This is a genomic window from Commensalibacter intestini A911 (assembly GCF_000231445.1).
Taxonomy (GTDB): Bacteria; Pseudomonadota; Alphaproteobacteria; order Acetobacterales; family Acetobacteraceae; genus Commensalibacter; species Commensalibacter intestini.
The window spans coordinates 1-18,237 of the sequence record NZ_AGFR01000005.1; the positions used below are offsets into that span (position 1 = coordinate 1).

An 18,237-nucleotide genomic window follows, 5' to 3' on the forward strand; every position below is an offset into this window, starting at 1 on the left:
TTAACTACTGTCCCATCTTTGTTTTTACCAGCTCTTAACCAAGTTTGCGGAGCATCTAAACTTACAGGAAGCCAAACTTCATTCTTATCATTAGTACCAACAACACCATTAGCTTTATTAATACTATCTGTTGTTAAGAATTTAGATGTATCAATATTTAAATCGCTGTTATCTGTAATCTTTTGCTCTAATTCTGCAACTTTAGTTGTAGCAGTATCAGCAGAAGTTTTAATATCAATTAGAGGTGTTTTGGTGTTTCCCCCATCTGAACTAACATAACAATCTGTTAAGTTTAAATCTTTAGGTGCATTTGTTTGGATATCAGCCATTTTTTTAAAATCCTTTATTTGTTAAGCAGCGCAAAGTAAGCCATTGTTGTTGATTGTTTTTGGAAAGAACACCGAGCCATTAGTCATCACAATATTTGAGTTTAATGATAGACCTTGTGGGAGTGTTTTCGTGCCAGTTAAATAGGCATCAGGGGCGATATAGATATTACCATTCAGCACAAAATCATCAGGTAATTTACCAATTTTTTCTGGTACCACCATATTACCGTTCTCTATATAAATACCCTCTGGAACGACATCTAATGATTTTCCGTCAGTCGTTTTAAAGTTGAAGCCAGTGGGTGTTATTGATATATCTTCAATTCTTGCCCCTTCTTGACTATTCCCCAAAACAATAACCGTATTATTTCCAACAGCCTCCATAATACCTGCTGGACGAATAGGAAGAACACTATTAAAGGTTCGTGTCTCACCAGCACTGGTAATAACTTTGAATGTGATGCCAACATTTTGATAATTAGTACCTCCTGAAATCAAACATTGGAATGTTTGTTTATCAGTTGTAATATTACTTACATCTATATCGTCGGCTATTGATGTCCATGATACCGACTTTATCGTCTGCTTTCCTATTCGTTTTTCCAAAGAAAATGCATAATACAAAGCTTCTTCTTGATCTTTACTTTGTAAAGTAATGACCTCTTTTTCCAGACTTCCTGCTTTAAGAACAATTATTGAGTCATTTTCCATATATTCTCTCCTTGATAAAATTGCATAAAAAAACCTCTACAGTGAAAACTGAGAGGTTATTGGATAGTTTTTATAATTAAGAAAAGGCGGATCGTGCACCAAAGTCTTTATTTTCATTTATATAACCGCCGTAACAAAACATTCAACCAATCTTAATTCTGTTTGTTCATCTGGTTCAATAGGCCACCCTAGCCATCCATCTGATGGGTCTCGTGAGGCCTTAGCCATTCCGTTTTCAGTTGCCGTGATATGATCCTCCTTCGTTAATGGTCCTTCAACCCAAACAGGAATACGCCCAATCATTGCGATGCGAACATATTTATTAAAATCTTCAGTATCTTCTCTTTTACCATTCATCACCGCATATGGATCTGTTGAGATTATGCCAAAAGCTCGCTTTGGATCCGTACACAACTCCACTTCAATACCTGGTTTCACCGATCTCATCATGACTTGACCTGGAATATAACCCTCTTGATCGGATTTATAGTTTTCAGATAAATCTGCAGGAGCCCCTTGAGTTGTCCCATAAACATATAAATCTGAATAGAGACTTACTCTGCGCGTATGTAAAACGGTTTTATTTGCTGTAGACGATAAATCATCGCCAGAAGTATGTTTTGCACGATCTACCGAGATCTGCATAACTTGCCGTGTATTAACTGGCTGTGTATCCGCATCATCAGTACCAGCATAAATTAAATTAAGTAATCCTTTGCGATATAATCCACCGTCGTCAGTATTTAATAACTGAGGAGAAAATCCCCATAAAGTTGTTGATGTGCCAATACCATTTGTTCCCCCAATACCTAGACCACCCGTATTAACACCACTTACATTTAAGTTTTTTGCGTTAAAATCTTGTCCAGAACTTCCACTTATATTAGCCTTACCCGGTAACTCTTGACTAAAAATACGATTAATCGCATCTCCATAATTATCTAAACGACTGGTATGGGTAATGATTGTTCCTTCTGCAGCACTAAGGCGTTTATTAATATCATCAAGATCGCTTGGGCTGAGAATATATGTTTTTTGATCTTTACCATTTTCATTAACAATGACATATACACCATTGCTATCTTTACCGACCTCCTTGATATTACCAAAGCGACTGATAATTTTTGTAATAACCTTAGCTAATTGCCCCCAATCATCTTTCTCAGGATTTAATCCACCTGCTTCAATCGCATTTACAATTTCATCCATTAAAGAGTTATAATGCGCTGCAGTTAAATAAGTCGCTGGAACACCTGTAGCTGGATCTCCATCCGTTGCATATTGTGGTGTGGGATCAATAACTTTTTTAGGTGCTCTATCCGCCTTTGCCAAAGGAACTGTATGATTTGAAATTAATCTATCCATTCTTTATTCTTTCTTAAAATTATAACTCATCCGCAAATGGACCAAATAAAATATAAGTATGCACAGGTGCCATACGAGTAAAAATACAAGACAGAAACTGCAAATCTTGATCTGAACGAATACGCCATGTATGCGACCATTCTTCATAACCAAAAGGCCTATTAAAAGACGTTCCAAATCGAAACGGAGAATATTGATCTATGACAATATCAATCCCGAAATATTTCTTGGCATACGCAATATAAAAATCTGTTGAACTTTCAATGGAAGAAACCAAACGATCCACAACCAACATCTGACGCGTTGCTATGTCTTCAACTGGCCCAACGCACAGATCAGGCAATCCAACTGTATTTTCCCACTCGGTGATCAACTCTGTAGCCGTTGATGGAAAAGCAACCTTTAGCAACTCAATCGCACGATCACTATTACGCACATAACTTTGAGCAATGATATTTGCCCAAAACCACACCATTCCGCCCTCTGCCCGTGACCATATAGGCCCCATAGGCAACAGGTTAAGCAAGGCATTTCTAAAATCTTTACTAGTATAATTCGGGATCATGATTGAAAAGTAACCGTTCCTAGAGTAGGTAAATGCCCTTTACTTGATGGAATGATCGCCTCTGTTGGGTTGGCAATATGATATTGATTAATTGCTGTAATAGATCCAATCGCACGCTCCCAAGAACTAGGATAAAGAGAGGTTCCTGGTGCTGCTTCTCTTTGAAACATATCTTTTAACGCAGCTTTAATGGTTTCTTGATTTGCGATAGTATTATTCACACCTAAGTCTGAAATAACAAAATTAACAGGCTGGGCAATAGGAGAACATACAATAACCAAAGCCGTCACAGGTTGCTTTTTCCAAATAAAGTTCGCAACTGTTAATTGATCGCCAGAGGCTACATTATAACGATATTCATCCGTTGCTGATCCATCTTCACCCACAGGAAAGCCATCATTAGACAGATTGGCCTCATCACACATAATCCAAACAATGACTGTCCCAATTCCAAAACCATTCCGTCCAACCCATGCTCTCGATACCTGAGAAACTGACTTTGCCCACAAAATATATTCTTGTTCTCGTCCAACCGACCCAGAAATACGATACGCCTCGATCACTCTGTTACGATAGGTTTCTTCATCCTCTAAATCTGCACCACCTGTAATAGGGGTTAATGCCGTCACTTTCGCATTTACACCCGCCAAAGCATTTCCTAAAGTCAAGCTAATTCCTTGCCCAGCATTACCGTCTGATCCTGTATCAACAGATTCAATCGTCGCTTGATTATCAATACTATCTGCTAGTGTGACATAACTCCACGCATCTGGGCGTTTAATAATCGTTCCTTTAGGAACAATTACATTATCTACAGTAGTAAATTGCACAATAGCCGTCGCTTTGGTTGGGGCTTTTTGATAAACATTCTTTAAAACTCCCCACCCTGCCAGATATTCTTGAGTTGCCGTCCATGGCACAGCTTGTTTGGCAATGTAATCTAAATAGGCAAAATGCTGCCACGTTAATCCAGCTTGAACCGTGCCAATCGTGCTAATTACAGAGTTCTGTAATGTTGTATCCACCCCTGGAATACCTGCATTCACAATATCTTGTTGAGTTTGTTCTTTTAACTCACTTAAACTTGGTGTTTTAAAAGACATTATACCCCCTCCCATGCCCAGGAAAATAAAAAGATTTTCGGACTATATTGCTTGGGTTCTGTCAAATAGATTGAAAATTGTAGCAAGCCAGATTGAACCCATTTAACATCTGCATTCATACTATCCACCAAACCACTTTCAACCATCCAAGAAAGAGCCTCGTAAATCATGTCTTGAGCTGAGTCTATTATTGAATTTTTATCTGCTTTAACGGCACGTTTTAACTGCCAAAGACGAGACCCAATGGGTTCCGTGCGTAACATATCCCCCCACCATCCACGACGATCCCCATCCACTTTGCCAATAGCTGCGCTCTTTTCACTTTGTGAAGGCTCTAATGGTGCAACACGATCTGTAAACAACGATACCATCACCGAGCTGTAAATGGCGTGGTCAAGGGCAATGTCTCCATTTTCAATATGCCATTCACCCTGGCCTGTTTCATTACTCCAAACAATGCCAATATCTTTAATTTCTGTCATGTTGGTACGCCTGTTGGGCTGCCGTTATTTCCATTAGGATGTTCATGCATTTTCAAGCTAATAGATCCTGCTTTGACATCACCAGAAGCAACCATACTGCTAGCATTCACATCACCCGTTGCGTCGATCTTACCATTCACTTGCACATCACTATTAATAATGGTTTTCTTATCCTTAGGATTAATTTCAATGGATCCATCATTTTTTAAAAAGACCGAAGAGCCTGACATATGATAAATCGCCACTTCTCCAGATTTGAGTGTTTTGATACGATATCGTTGATCGTTGGTGGCAATCACAACCCCTTTGTTACGATCCCCAGACTGAAAGCAAGCTACTGCATCTGCACCAGGAAGTGGACTGCTAGCAAAACCATATTGCTGCATTAAAGGAATTTGATCCCTCACTTCATTCCCTGCAAATGTCACTTGAACAGTCGGTGTATTTTTCCCTGTAGATACACCATTGGTTAAACGACCAACCCCCAACGACATGTGGATCCGTGTGGCTGCTAAACGTGTATTATCTGCCATGATTTTTCCAATAAAAAAACCACCTCAATGGGTGGCTTTAAAACTAATAAATTAAATAAACTACTTTGAAATCTCTCGATATATTAATAAAGGAGTAACCGACGCAACATTATCTGGTCGCCCCATCGTTGAACGAATAGGAGGTATAATCTCTGTGAATAAATCCCATAAACCATTTCGACTAAACTCTATACTTTGATTAGAAACATCTTCATTTGGTTTAACATCTAATATTCCGATAATATTCCAAGCCCCCTTTAATGTTAATCCATATTTCATTAGAAGATCACTTGCCTGCCCAGTTAAAAACATCTTATCCAAAGTAAACCAAATATTTTTTGTATTATTCACCAAATGCCCCTGCAAAGAAAAAGGCAGTGAAGCCATAACTTTAGAAAATAGCTGTTGTTCTTTTTTCTTTATAATACCGGCAGCCTGATATATCTCCGGTGAAATAAAAGACTCTTTAAATGACTCAAAATCAATTAAATGCACCTGACCACTTATTTCTACAAATTGGCCAATATTAGCTTGTAAGATATCTTTTTCTAATAATTTTTTATTTTCCAGATAATTTAAAAAATTTACAGCATGTATCCATAATGGATCGTAGGTTCTTTCTAGGTTTAGTTCCTCCTTTTCATAAGGAGCAACCTTAAACCCGCCCTCTCCCCCGGCTTCAATAAGTTGAGATGTTTTCGCAACTACCTTACCTTCCATAGTTTGTGTCATACCACTACCAGAAAGTTCAGATTACTTTACTTGTTGTAAATATCCTAACTCATTCATTTGTGATAAAAACGAAGCAATGCGTCTGGTATCATTATATAAAAAATCATAAAGATTATTCTCTTTCGATCTTAATTCCTCTACGGATACTTTCTCTTCGTTCTTTGACACGAGCTTCTATTTCCTTTTGTTTTTTAATAATATCTTTCTGATAAGAGTCGACTTCTTTAACTGTTTTTAAGAGCATTTTTTCAAATATATTTTTTTTCATTGATATGCTCCCTTTCGCACAATATCATTGTTATTATAAAACGATAAGAAATAATAGACAAACTATATATTATAATATTGTTTTACTATATAAAAAAACAAGAAAACACAAAAAACTATCCCCCTGCCATTGCCTGCACAACACCACTATTAGCTGCATTCAACACAATAGGCTGTGGCATAAAGGCTTCTCTGGGCATTAAGGTAATTTCTGCATGAGTGCCATCATTTCCAAATCTAAAGACTGTTTCAGAAATTAAGAGCGTATTGGCTGTATTCACTTTTAATGTTGGGAACGAAATTGGTGCCAATGTGTTGGGTGTCCATAGCTTTCCACTTTGATCACGCCAACTATCCGTAATCACTTGCACAGATTGAGACCTTCCAAACCTGCGATTGACCTCCCATTGTGCGCGTTGTTGTGCAACTTGATAGCCTGCATCCCCCATTTCTGCAGAAATCAATAATGGACGATACCGTTTTACCATTGGATCAACCGCTGGAGGCGCAGCACTTAAATCTTTCATTTGCTGAGCAAGGTTATTGTCTTCACTGGGTAATACTTGTAAAGGAGCCATCGTTTGCAAGATCATATCAACAGAACTAAACCGCCCTGCCATAGACCGCCTGACGGAGACTTCTTCAACATTTTTCCCTTCAACAAATCCAGACGCAGCAACCTCTGAACCGACTTTACTGACAATAATATTGCCATCTGTATCATCATAAAATAATAATGCTGCTGCACGGGTCATGCGTTCAATAATTTCATAGCCTGTCTCTGTTAAAATAACAGAGAATTGAGGAATGACCACATCTTCAATAGATCCAACTGTTTTCACCCCAATGCCATAAGGCTTACATATCTCTTTAATCAGGCTAATAACTGGAATATTATTAAATTGATACGTCGAGAATTTTGCAGAACATTCGCACAAATCGGTTGTTTTCGATGTTCCTTGCACAGATAAAATATGCTCATTGGAACTTAACCTACGCGTCACCGTTAAAATATAACCGGTAATCACAGGTTCAGAACCAATACGGATGACACAAGCAGCTCCTTCTGGCAAAGCGCTGGCTTTGTCTGCTAGTTCTGTACATTCCAATTCAAAGGTTGAAGGCATGATCTCTATACCTCTACGAATAGAAACCCTGGTCCACCCATCCAAACGTTTTCCATTGACATCAATCGTTACCTTGTTTGTTTTTGCATTACTGGAGCCAAAGACACTGGATATCGCTGTATTGATACTCATGAGCTTAATACCTCTAGCGTCGTTGGCATGAAAGCTGGATGTACTGGGTTGGCTCGTTTAATGAGTTCTGATGCTCTACTCCCATCCGTATAAAGTTGTTGTGCCAACTGTAAGGATGGCAAAGAAACACTGCGCGTAATCGTTCTTAAATGAGGCACTTCCCCAGCTGCATTGGCTAAACTTTCCAAGACTTTGACACGCAAAGAACGTAATGCACTAACCGTTTCCATATTTTTATCATCAGTTGCAATCAAAATTTCACTTTGAAGTAAACTAGAAACCTTGCGACGCACTTCCAATACTTCATCCCAACTATCAGCTTGCCAGTTGGCTATCGCCTTGCAAAGGCTGGCCATTGCAGCTCTGCGACAAAGTGATGCCGTTGCTTTAATCAAGGTATTTTCTGCTTGTCCTAATGGCGCAACCGTTTCTGTAATGAATACTTGATATTCACATAATGGAAATAACAACGCCATTTGCGTTTTAGGATCATCAGAAAACCCCCGTAAAACCTCTGGTAAAGTTGTAATAGCACTTGCGAATTCTGTTGCTGTTGCCATATTAATAAACCCCGTTTACATCAAAATCTGGATCAATCAGTTTTACAGCTTTAGTTAAATTATCTCTATTGGTTGCAAGATTTAATAACGCATCACTCATTTGAGAAGTAGCTACATTTCCCAAAGAAGCAATTGGAATAGTGCCCGTACCTTGTAAAATAGCCTGTCCACCCCAATCACTGGCAATCGATACCGCTGTATTCATCATGCCAAGATTTAAAGGCTGTACCGTATCACTTAAAAAATCCCCAATCGCCGTATCAGACAACGCGTCAGATAAATCACCAACTAACGTTCCTGTTAGCTCTGTAATAAAACCAGCAATAGGATTGCTATATTCAATACACTCAAAATTAATTTCTACTTTATTTTGGATATTATCAGGCTCTCTCCATCCATAATTCGTAACAGAAACCTTTAACATTCCCAAAGTCGGATGAATTAAATTCCCTGGCCCTTCTTGTTCCACAGCATTAATTAACAATTGACGCTGCGTCAGATAGTCAGAACCTAATACAAACCCTTGGATATGATACCGCCGTTGAGAACGCCCTAAATCTTCAACCCAAACCGTATCTTTATTAGGATATTCATGAATGGCGGTTTTACGTCCATTTTCGCCAGCATTGCTATTAACCCAAAAAGAAACTCCTCGAAATGATGCTTTTCTCATTAAAATCCACTCGCTGATTTTGTTGCATCCATCGCTCTTTGATAAGTAATGGAATCAACGGTTAAACTCGGGCTGCGACTGTTTGCCTTAATATCCATACCTTGCGGTTTACCCTTTATCTCAATTTCCAGCACGATTTTTTGTGGTTCTGACGGACTATTATTGATCTGTGGCAGTCCGATTGCAGGCATAGAAGGCATAGTAACACCCCCTCCACCATCAAGCTGCCCTAAACCTGAGTTGGCTGTAATAGGCGTTACAGAAGCAACATTTGACATATTAGGCATACTTGGCATGGTTGCTTGGACATTATTATTTGCAGCAATCCCTTGAGGAATAGCTTGATTAAATTGAAGCAACCCACCATTCGCTTGACCAAGATGGTTTTGAAAATTCATCATGGCTTTTGTTCCCTCAGCAGAGAAACCTGATAAATCTTTCCCTCCAGAAGCTAAGAACCGCTTAACGCCTTTGCTTCCCGGACCATCATGATAAGCACCATACGCAGCAATAGAGTTCCCTTGAACGATTTTAAGCATTTGTTGGTAATATTTAAGACCACCTAATACATTTTGATAAGGATCAAATTTATTAACCCCCATATCTTTTGCTGCTGCATTTGTAAGCTGAGTATATCCATAAGCAGAGGTCGTTTTATTGCCAACCATACGACCACCACTCTCGGTCATAATCAAAGCTTTCATCTGAGCTGGTGATACAATACTTCCTTGAGTTGCCTGTTGAATGTAACCATTTAATGTATTATTAAAAACAGGACTTTGTCGCGCTGTTTGTTGTCCATTTTGAGAAACAGGAAATGGCACAACATTTGAAGCAACACTTGCCTTAGATGCAACAGGTGATGCTGGAACTCTGGTTGCTCGTTCGACCTTATCCGTCAATGAAGTAACAAGATTACTCACTTGCCCAGTCATTTTATTAATTTGTTGATTAGTTCCGTTACTTCCGTCTTTTTCTTTACTTCCACCCGTAAACCAACTGCCAATCCAACCACCATTTTTAACAGATGTAGCACCATTATCATTTGCAGCAACGCTGGGCGTATAAAGCGCGGATGATGGTGGTTGTATCTGCATTGTATTCGATACAGCTTCCGCTTGTTGTTTGGTCAATCCTAAAGCACTACCGACTTTATCAACTGCAGAAGTGATCTTACTGACAATATCTCCGATATAATGAAAGGCATTATAAAATGCTTTTTGAATACCATCTAACATTCCACCAAAGAAATTCGTTAAAGGCTCCCAATTCTTTTGAATAAGAGATACCATCCCCATAAATGGCTTTAAAATAATTTCAATCGCTTTAACCGATGTATCAAATATTGGTTTGACACCGCCCCATAATTTATCCCAATACGGCTTAAATGTATCCCAATGTTTATAAATATAAGCAGATACCCCACCAATAATCACCCCAGCAGCAGCAACTCCCCAAGCTACAGGTCCCATTGCAGCCAATAGTGATAATGCTGCTGGGACAACCATTCTTCCAATAGTCATCGCTAGAGTCGTAAACGGACTAATCATTGACATAACACTGCCAACGACTTTCATTCCCATAACACCAGCAACAACCCCTAAAACTGTTTTGAGACCACCTATTTTATCAATATTTTCTTGGATCGTTTGCGTAAACTGTTTAACAGAATTCCAAACCTGTTGCGCTCCAGACGAAACTTGTTGCCAATTAATAGATTTTAGATAATTAGCAAATTGCTGAACATATCCTGCAATATTTTGACTGATCCATCTTCGATTGACCGCAATCCAACGGGCCATATTTTCTATAATTGGCGTTAAAACAGGTTGAACCGATTGTGCAAGCGAGTTTCCAAACCCCTCGACCGACATCATCATGCGAGTTTGTGCCATTCTTAACCGATTGGCTGCATTCGCCCCAGCCTCATTCATCACCCCATATTTAAGAGCATCTTGCCTATACCGCGCCATTCCAGCAGAACTTTCACGCAAGAAAGGCAACATTGCTTCACCAGCACCACCTAAAGCAGCAACAGCTACTTTTGCTTGCGCAGCAGGATTTTTAATCCCTTGAATACGGTTGGCCAGATCCCCCAACACATCCTCAGCCTTACGAGCCGAACCGTCTGCATTATTAATAGCAATATGCATAGCATTCATATTCGCAAGAAATTCTGGATCTCGTCCGCCCCTTGCATTCCATATCTTATCCTGCAAAGAGGTCATGGACGAAGTTAGCGTTTCTGCAGAAACCCCAGCCAAGCGTGCGCCATTTTGCCAACCTTGCAGTCCTGAAACAGACATCCCCAATCGTTGAGAAGTCGATTGAAGATTGCTGCCAAAATTAGCCCAAGACGTTGCAAGGCGTGCCATTCCTGCAATCGTCACCGCACTGGTAATCGTTCCCAATACAGGGGCAATCTGTCCCATCACTCTAAAAGTCGAGGTTGCAGAGGCTCTGACACGAGAAAATCCCTCATTCAATCGGTTCATGCCAGACAGTTGAGAAAAACGATCGAAAGAACGTTGCAAGTTTTTAACAGGAGCTTGCATCCGTTCCATATTCGCATTAACGCGTTGAAAAATCTTCGTCGCGTTATCAACCGCCGTTACAGATACTGAAATAGGAGTGACCATATGTTATCTCTGTGCTGCTTTTTCGGCCTCTACCCCTTCAATGGTTGCCTTGTGCGCTTCCAAAAATTGGGACCAGGTCATTTCATCAATGACTTGAGGGGGCCATTTATATAAATAGATTAATTGACGACATAATTTTAACCATTGTGGCCATTGATCTGGCTGATAATTAAAATCAGGTTGTTTTGTAAAATCTCTATAAAATCTTCTAAAATTATAATCTAGTTGGTAAGTAAGTCTTTCCCAACCTTTTGAATATCGGGAAAAAAACGCATTAAATAATTCGTCGCTTTCGTAAAATCACTAATTGGTAATTTTAAAATTGTAGGTAGTTTTTGTTCTGTAACCTGTGTTAATAAGGATGCTTGAAATTCCAACCCACCAACAATTCCTTGTCCATGAGCATCAATTTTTTTCATTGCTTCCTTACGCTGTTTAACCGTTGGCTCTTTTAAATCAAGCGATGCAATTTGACTACCATCTGATAATTGCAATGGTGAAGCAAGAGGCATTTCCCATTGGTCATCGCATATTTCGTCGTCATTTTGTGTTTGAAACGTTGTTAAATACTCAATCGCCTCATCTAAAATACGCGTAGGAAATGCTTCTAAAGCATTAATCGCTACTCCAGAAACACTAGATACAAGCGCGATCTGTGCATCATATGCACAAACGGTCGTTCCTTTTTCCCCAGCATTTTTATATGAGGTAATTAGTTCATTCACAATCGGCTCACGAAGCGTCAATTCACGATAAATTTCATTACCAACAGTAATTTCTTGTTTTAATGAGATCGTTTTTGTTGGTTCCATTACGCAATATCCTCTACCACATCATCCCCTTCGAATTTAACTTCATAAGTCCCTTCTTGAGTATTCAATTCTGGTTGTTCAACCAACCACATTTCATTGCCTGTTACCACTTTACCTGTAGCCAAACGCACAATAATCGTTGCCGTTTCTTTGCCCATCATTTCTAAAATTGGCTTGTCTTTACGATCAATTAATGTTGCTGAAATAGATCCTTGTGTTGGCATTTTTGTAAATCCAGCAACACCCGTTTGCGCTACTGATGTTTCACGTTTAAATCCATTCGTTGTGAATTTAATATCCTTGGCATTCCAAACCTCACCATCAATAGTAAGGGTTCCATAACCACCTATCACTCCTTGTGTTGAAGCCATTTTGACTATCCTTTTGTAAACTGACAATTCCCAGCAATAACAAAAAGCTGGTCTGAAAAACGATATGGCATTAACAGTTTAACTGTGCCTTTGCCTATATTCTCGGCTTTTAACTCCGCAGCAAACCCTTCAGCATCTTGCACCCATAAGTTGTTTGCTTGGGTTCGGTACCGTGCAATACAAGTTTTGCCAATTAACTCTGCTGTTGTTGCTTGCTGTCCTGCTGTAATTTTTGCTCCATCCCTTAACAGCACACACCGGGGAAACTGTGATGCCAAATATTGCTTCATATCTTGCAATGCAAAACTGGCCGTTAAAATAGTTTCAATATTGAGATAACTATTATCTTCCTCACCATAATTATTGCGTTTATAGGTGGTGATCAGGCGTTCAATGGTTACGTCATTATTATCATTCACAACAAAAGTTGAAATTCCATCATAAAGCAGAGAATTGCGTTGACTAAAAATAAAAATGCCTAAATCACTAGGAGGCATTACTTTTAAAACTAATCCTGTGATGGGAATAGCTGGATTATCCCGCATACTCACTGCTACATGAGCACCAACTTGTGCAGCCCAAATCATCGGATGGGTGGGGCTATCTGATGTAGCCATCACCGTCATGTGTTGATCATTCAGCTGATCACCAATAACCGTTACCTCACCATATGAACCTGCAATCGCTGTAATGCTATGTCCATATAATTGATCTGTAATTTTCCATCTGCCAGATTGATCATCTAGAAATTCAGTAAACACAGATAAAGATTGCATATCTGTAAAAGGATGAATGAACAAATCAAATTGACGGCTTCCTAAAGTGGACAACAAAGATACTAAATTCGTTGGATATCCAATTCCATTTTGCATTGAAGAAATTTGTACACTTAAACCATTAGGAAGTGTTTGACCTGAAATCTCACCAAGTAAATTTAAATTCAATGCAATATCATTACCATATTGCCCGATATTCTTTGCGGTAAAGATGATTTTTGAATCTTGTGCTGTGGCTTCTACAGGAAGATGAATATAAGCATTCACTTTATCGGCTAGGTTACCCGCAATATCATTAGACAATTCATCTTTATTAACAAAAAGCTCTATTAACTTATCGCCAATATATAAAGAGATTTTACCACTTTGCGTTGTCACCCCATTGAACTCTATAGATCCTGTGGCTTTTGAACCACTGGGATCTGATAGAGGTAATATCCACAACTCTCCACTAGAATCAATTTTACGATAGGCTTCGACCATTAAGGCAATTTGTGAACCTGCTCCATATAATCCTTGTGTAGAGGTCACCCCTGCGCAATTAACCGCAATATCAGGCTGTCCAGTGCCTGTCGTTAACATTTGTCCAATTAATAAAACTCTGCGTCTGGTTGTTGCCGTATTGGCTTTGGACGCATCAAGGGCAAAATAAACTCCAGGCACGCGATTATCACTGGAATAGCCAGAAATAGAAATTGTATCAACCATCCTTATTTTCCTTTTTTCCTGATTTAGACGCCTGTTGCACTTTTAAAATAGTCGCAGGCGTATCTTGAATAACCACATCGCCCGTAATGATTAATCGGTTCCAATACAAATCATTTGGAACATTTTCACCTTGCTCTGACAAAAGACGCGTGGTATTAGGCCAACGAACCTTTCGCCCATGTGCTGGTTTTACAAACATATTTTATTTTCTCTTTATAACTTAAATGGTTTGACCTGATATATGCGTCAATTCAGGGCCTACTGGATGATAGTTTTCATGATATTCACATGTCATGACGAACCGAATCTCTGCAATTGGTTTGCTCGTATCCGCATTAAAAATAACATCTGTATCAAAAGAAGAAATACGCTCAACCAGCTGTTGAAACTCATAATCACACATAATGGCGTCTTCTAATTGATAGAGAATATCATCAAGCTGTAGCGTCCCATCTTCAGTATGCACAAAACTACAAAAATATTGAATCACCAACGTGGCCGTGCGTTTAAAAACAGGCGTACCAACAGTTATAGCTTCTGCTCTATCCGCTGGAGATGACACATAAATACAAGGTAATCGATCTTGAGGAACACGAATGGGGAAATTTGCAAAAACTTTTCCATCTTCTAAAAGTTTTGTTTTTCGAATGATTTCTACCAGCTTATCTCGCAAGATCGCTCTGTATAACCTTTTACTGGGTTGCATTTAAATCTCCGCATTATTCAAAACCAAATGCGCCCCACCTTGACCGTCCTTTTGCACTTCTTGGACAGAATAATCTGTTCCATTAAAAGTCACCTTATCATCCATATCAGGTTCAATCACGAAATCACCCAAAGAAACCCCGATAACAGTGCGAGAAGCCATAACCCCACTGCCCCCAGCATCCATTCCTGACATCGGATCATGCTGAAGAGTAACCTCATCAAATACCGCTTTTATCTCTACCGTTTGCCCTGATTGATGTTGATAAATCACAGGTTTCCCAAAACTTTCTATACAAGGTTTGAGGGCTAATGTTTCAAAATCAATCGACATCACTACCTGCTTTGGGATTATGCGTTTTAGGCACAATAATCCCCCCTACGGGTAACATACTTCCTGCCACTGCATAATAATTCTTAATTAAACGATCAGCATCTTTGGTTGGTAAATCAAGCGTTGTGCCCCCTTTATACTCAATGCCATTATGACGTAATGTCCGAAGACTCAAAAGCGTCACTGTTGTTTTACCAGTTGATACAAAAGGAGCAGAAGGTTGATTACCATTCTGCTCTTTTGAATTATCATCTGAGGTTAGATCTGACTGAGGCTGTTCCTCTGATTTGCTTTTTGTCAGATCATTGTCTTCCAAAGGTGTGACAGGTTCTTTTTCTAACTCTGTCACGTCAGATGTTTGTGAATTTTTAGCCATTTTCATATCCTTGTGCAACATGAACAACAAAACTTGCATCAATCCGTGCTGGAAACACTAACGGAGCAGATTGCAACATAATATGTAATAAAGCAGGGTCATCAGGTACCCACATTTTAGGAACATACGCAACGGATTGATAACCAACGTTACCATCCATAATCACGCCATAAGCCCGAATACCTCTAAGTTCATCTTCTGAAACCCCAATCACTAAACCATCAGGAATCATTGGACGTTCAACATTATCATCATCCACATACCAATCATTATACATCCAGACACGATAAGTTCCCCAATACCCCATCATCATTGCCCCAGCAGCAGCTTGTGGACCGAGATGAACATTGGCATCATTATTATTGCGAATGGCTGAGTTTAAGAAGATCTGCTGCACATCTTGGTGCTTTATAAAAGCATCATAAGCAGATTTTGTGAAAATTAAATCCGTAACCTGCGCCCCAGATACATTCAGCGTTCTAATAACCAAATCTCTGATTTCTTTGGTTGGATTAGCCGTTGAATTAGGATCATCCCACATATCTGTTCCAGAAAGAACAATATTAAGTTCAGATGAACGGTTAAAATTGATAATGGTTTCTGGAAATCCATTCCCTTTGATGACTAAATACCCATTAACTAAACATTGTGCAGCCATCCATTCCTGACGACGTTGCAACATATCTAGCTGATCTTTGATTTCCAAGGCAATATTAGCATCATATCGTTGTCTAGGGGTCATTTGGTTACCCCCAATTTGCTCCCCAATTGCACGCATAACAGGTTTATGCATATCTGGAATACGTTTATCTTTGATATAAGGTGGCTTAAAGGTTTTGGTTTGAATCGCTCTTGTTTCAACCAATTTTCCTTCATGTAAAGGAGAACAAAAAGGAGCCATACGCCGTTTACCAACATCGATATCAATAGCAACTTCTGCTGTGGTAGATAGGAGCTCTCGTTTAAAAAAACCATCCAACAAAAAAGACTGTGAAGCTTTTAAATTAGGCACCACATCAATCAACGTCATCGTTGAATAAATTGGAAAATCAGTTTGTGTTTCTGACATTTATTATACTCTGTTAAAATTTAAGTTGGGTTATCAGCATTGACAACATCTTGGAAAAAGAGTGCCAAAGGTCGTGCTGCATCACGTAATGTTTCTAACGTCCAAGAGTCATCCATAATGATTCGATTGGCATTAAACTCACCTGTAAAATAACCACCAGCCCCAGAAACATCACCAGAACCTGTATCGTAAGTATCCACCAACACAATCAGTGATTTTTCAGATCCATCCGTTGCTGTAGCTTTTGACACCACATAAACACCCGTTTTATCTTTACCAAGGATCGTCCCACGTCTTAAAATACCCTGGTTCCCTTTTAACGTGATATTTTGTGGAACAGGTTGTAACTCCCCTGCAATTAAATTATCTTGGCGATAGCTAACATCTCTGTTCCCAAAAATTTGCGCTGTGCCACCCCAAAATGTTGTCATAATTGTATATCCTTTTTCACTGAACCCGTTACTTTGCCTGCATTTAAAATACTGGCAGCAGCAGCTTTGATTGGATTAAGATGTTGATTTGTCTGAGGCTTGCCGATACTGACCGTTTGACGACTTCGCATCATTTTTTGATCATAAGCTGATACTTTAGAAGATCTGCCTGTGGAGTTTGATTGGGCAATACTCCCCGATTTTAATACGCGTATTGCCTGACTGCAGGGCATATTCGTGCCAAAAGCCAATTCTGCCGCCAATGGCAAATTATTTGCTGCTTCTTTACAGCCAAAAATCGCTGCACAACGCCCACGCTCTCTTGCCCTTGCTTGGGCTGTGGTATCATCGTCTTCATCCTCAGCATCGGTTTCATCATCCCCATCCTCTGCGTCTGGATCAGGATCATCATTAGCATTAGGATCATTTGGATCATCTTCTGCTTTTTTAGACTTAGCCTTTTTGCTTTTTGCCCTACTATTTTGCTCTTCAGGATCATCTGGATCTTGACCATCATCTCCAGCATTATTATCTGGATCGTTATTTTCTGCTGTTTGATCGTTTGGATCTGGTTCCTCAGCTCGCGCACGCAAACCAACCAAATGTGCAAAACGATTAAATGCCTTACTCATTCTTTATTTTCCTTTAAATTCTCTTGTAAATAAAAACGCTTCATCAGCCGACATCACAAAGTCGGCTAATCCTGCATCAAAACCATGTGGCCCCAGAAAGGTTCCTGCTTCCATATCTCGTATTTTCTGAGCAGATAGTTTTCGGTTTCTGGCGACTTGCTCAACAAACAGCTCACCTAAAAAATCAACATCCGCTTGGATACGTCCTAACGCCCCTTCACTCAAAGATGTTGTTGGCGCTGTTTCCCCCTTATAAGCACCATAAGTAATGGTCGTGATTTTAATGCCTTCTTGATCCAATGCTTTGGTCACATCCGTATGCATTGTAATCACACCAATACTGCCCACGCCCCCTGCTCTTGGAACCGTCACAACATTTGCTGCACTAGCAATCGCGTAGGCTGCGGAGTAAGCACTATCATCACAAATAGCAATCACTGGCTTCACAGAGCGAATTTTATAAATTACATCAGAGAGATCAAAGCATCCTGATGCAACGCCTCCTGGGCTATCGATTACCAAAACGATCTTACGAATACTTGAATCGTTCACTGCTTTGGCCAGCTGATTACGAATATAACCATATCCACACGCCCAGCCTGAGTAACAAAAGTCACCAGGAACTAAGATCCCTTTGATTTCTATCACCGCTATATCATCATATGTTTCAGAATTAGGAGAGTCTCTTGCCCCCATATCCGCCAACATACGTCGATCACTTGCCATGATTTCTTTGGCCAAAGAAGACGCACGTCCCCCTTCCAACGCCAAAGGTCGGTTCAAAAATTCAATAATATTCATCATT

General features: G+C 39.6%; 24 protein-coding genes. All 24 read right to left on the minus strand.

The window, feature by feature from the left end; translation table 11 throughout:
• A partial coding sequence (locus CIN_RS04795) for a hypothetical protein (protein ID WP_040363965.1) occupies window positions 1-329 on the minus strand: 329 nt, incomplete at its 3' end.
• 21 nt (window positions 330-350) lie between these two features.
• Window positions 351-1,040 (minus strand): phage fiber-tail adaptor protein, encoded by a 690-nt coding sequence (locus CIN_RS04800; protein ID WP_008853930.1) that lies wholly within the window; start codon window positions 1,038-1,040, stop codon window positions 351-353.
• Between the two features lie 117 nt (window positions 1,041-1,157).
• Window positions 1,158-2,405, minus strand: coding sequence for a hypothetical protein (locus CIN_RS11370; protein WP_008853931.1), 1,248 nt, complete (start codon window positions 2,403-2,405; stop codon window positions 1,158-1,160).
• 19 nt (window positions 2,406-2,424) lie between these two features.
• Window positions 2,425-2,970, minus strand: coding sequence for a putative phage tail protein (locus tag CIN_RS04810; RefSeq protein WP_050798349.1), 546 nt, complete (start codon window positions 2,968-2,970; stop codon window positions 2,425-2,427).
• Window positions 2,967-4,073, minus strand: coding sequence for a baseplate J/gp47 family protein (locus CIN_RS04815; RefSeq protein WP_008853933.1), 1,107 nt, complete (start codon window positions 4,071-4,073; stop codon window positions 2,967-2,969). Before CIN_RS04815 ends, CIN_RS04810 begins: the two co-directional genes overlap by 4 nt.
• Window positions 4,073-4,555, minus strand: coding sequence for a phage GP46 family protein (locus CIN_RS04820; protein ID WP_008853934.1), 483 nt, complete (start codon window positions 4,553-4,555; stop codon window positions 4,073-4,075). The genes CIN_RS04815 and CIN_RS04820 overlap by 1 nt, the downstream gene beginning before the upstream one ends.
• Window positions 4,552-5,088: a phage baseplate assembly protein domain-containing protein gene (locus tag CIN_RS04825; RefSeq protein ID WP_008853935.1), complete on the minus strand. Its 537-nt coding sequence runs from the start codon at window positions 5,086-5,088 to the stop codon at window positions 4,552-4,554. The genes CIN_RS04820 and CIN_RS04825 overlap by 4 nt, the downstream gene beginning before the upstream one ends.
• A 60-nt stretch (window positions 5,089-5,148) precedes the next feature.
• Window positions 5,149-5,820, minus strand: a complete 672-nt coding sequence (locus tag CIN_RS04830) for a hypothetical protein (RefSeq protein WP_008853936.1) — start codon at window positions 5,818-5,820, stop codon at window positions 5,149-5,151.
• Between the two features lie 112 nt (window positions 5,821-5,932).
• Complete coding sequence (locus CIN_RS11875; RefSeq protein WP_008853937.1) at window positions 5,933-6,088, minus strand: hypothetical protein; 156 nt, start codon at window positions 6,086-6,088, stop codon at window positions 5,933-5,935.
• 115 nt (window positions 6,089-6,203) lie between these two features.
• Complete coding sequence (locus CIN_RS04835; protein WP_050798350.1) at window positions 6,204-7,346, minus strand: phage baseplate assembly protein; 1,143 nt, start codon at window positions 7,344-7,346, stop codon at window positions 6,204-6,206.
• Entirely contained in the window at window positions 7,343-7,906 is a 564-nt protein-coding gene (locus CIN_RS04840) for a hypothetical protein (protein WP_008853939.1), read from the minus strand. Before CIN_RS04840 ends, CIN_RS04835 begins: the two co-directional genes overlap by 4 nt.
• Before the next feature lies 1 nt (window position 7,907).
• On the minus strand, window positions 7,908-8,579 hold the full coding sequence (locus tag CIN_RS04845; RefSeq protein ID WP_008853940.1) for a DNA circularization N-terminal domain-containing protein: 672 nt from the start codon (window positions 8,577-8,579) through the stop codon (window positions 7,908-7,910).
• The gene (locus CIN_RS04850; protein WP_008853941.1) at window positions 8,579-11,218 is read right to left on the minus strand and encodes a lytic transglycosylase domain-containing protein; all 2,640 of its coding nucleotides are present in this window, start codon (window positions 11,216-11,218) and stop codon (window positions 8,579-8,581) included. Before CIN_RS04850 ends, CIN_RS04845 begins: the two co-directional genes overlap by 1 nt.
• 221 nt (window positions 11,219-11,439) lie before the next feature.
• Entirely contained in the window at window positions 11,440-12,030 is a 591-nt protein-coding gene (locus tag CIN_RS04855) for a phage tail assembly protein (RefSeq protein ID WP_008853942.1), read from the minus strand.
• On the minus strand, window positions 12,030-12,401 hold the full coding sequence (locus CIN_RS04860) for a phage tail tube protein (protein WP_008853943.1): 372 nt from the start codon (window positions 12,399-12,401) through the stop codon (window positions 12,030-12,032). The genes CIN_RS04855 and CIN_RS04860 overlap by 1 nt, the downstream gene beginning before the upstream one ends.
• Window positions 12,402-12,406: 5 nt before the next feature.
• Complete coding sequence (locus CIN_RS04865) at window positions 12,407-13,885, minus strand: phage tail sheath subtilisin-like domain-containing protein (protein ID WP_008853944.1); 1,479 nt, start codon at window positions 13,883-13,885, stop codon at window positions 12,407-12,409.
• Complete coding sequence (locus CIN_RS04870) at window positions 13,878-14,084, minus strand: DUF2635 domain-containing protein (RefSeq protein ID WP_008853945.1); 207 nt, start codon at window positions 14,082-14,084, stop codon at window positions 13,878-13,880. Before CIN_RS04870 ends, CIN_RS04865 begins: the two co-directional genes overlap by 8 nt.
• A 21-nt stretch (window positions 14,085-14,105) precedes the next feature.
• On the minus strand, window positions 14,106-14,591 hold the full coding sequence (locus CIN_RS04875; protein ID WP_040363966.1) for a hypothetical protein: 486 nt from the start codon (window positions 14,589-14,591) through the stop codon (window positions 14,106-14,108).
• Window positions 14,592-14,924, minus strand: a complete 333-nt coding sequence (locus CIN_RS04880) for a head-tail joining protein (protein WP_008853947.1) — start codon at window positions 14,922-14,924, stop codon at window positions 14,592-14,594. It abuts the gene before it with no gap.
• Window positions 14,914-15,300, minus strand: a complete 387-nt coding sequence (locus tag CIN_RS04885; protein WP_040363967.1) for a hypothetical protein — start codon at window positions 15,298-15,300, stop codon at window positions 14,914-14,916. The genes CIN_RS04880 and CIN_RS04885 overlap by 11 nt, the downstream gene beginning before the upstream one ends.
• The gene (locus CIN_RS04890) at window positions 15,293-16,369 is read right to left on the minus strand and encodes a major capsid protein (protein ID WP_008853949.1); all 1,077 of its coding nucleotides are present in this window, start codon (window positions 16,367-16,369) and stop codon (window positions 15,293-15,295) included. The genes CIN_RS04885 and CIN_RS04890 overlap by 8 nt, the downstream gene beginning before the upstream one ends.
• Window positions 16,370-16,389: 20 nt before the next feature.
• A complete protein-coding gene (locus CIN_RS04895) occupies window positions 16,390-16,800 on the minus strand; it encodes a head decoration protein (protein WP_008853950.1) in 411 nt (136 codons plus the stop codon).
• Window positions 16,797-17,432 (minus strand): hypothetical protein, encoded by a 636-nt coding sequence (locus CIN_RS04900; protein ID WP_008853951.1) that lies wholly within the window; start codon window positions 17,430-17,432, stop codon window positions 16,797-16,799. The genes CIN_RS04895 and CIN_RS04900 overlap by 4 nt, the downstream gene beginning before the upstream one ends.
• Window positions 17,433-17,435: 3 nt before the next feature.
• The gene (locus tag CIN_RS04905) at window positions 17,436-18,236 is read right to left on the minus strand and encodes a S49 family peptidase (RefSeq protein WP_008853952.1); all 801 of its coding nucleotides are present in this window, start codon (window positions 18,234-18,236) and stop codon (window positions 17,436-17,438) included.
• Between the last annotated feature and the right edge of the window lies 1 nt (window position 18,237).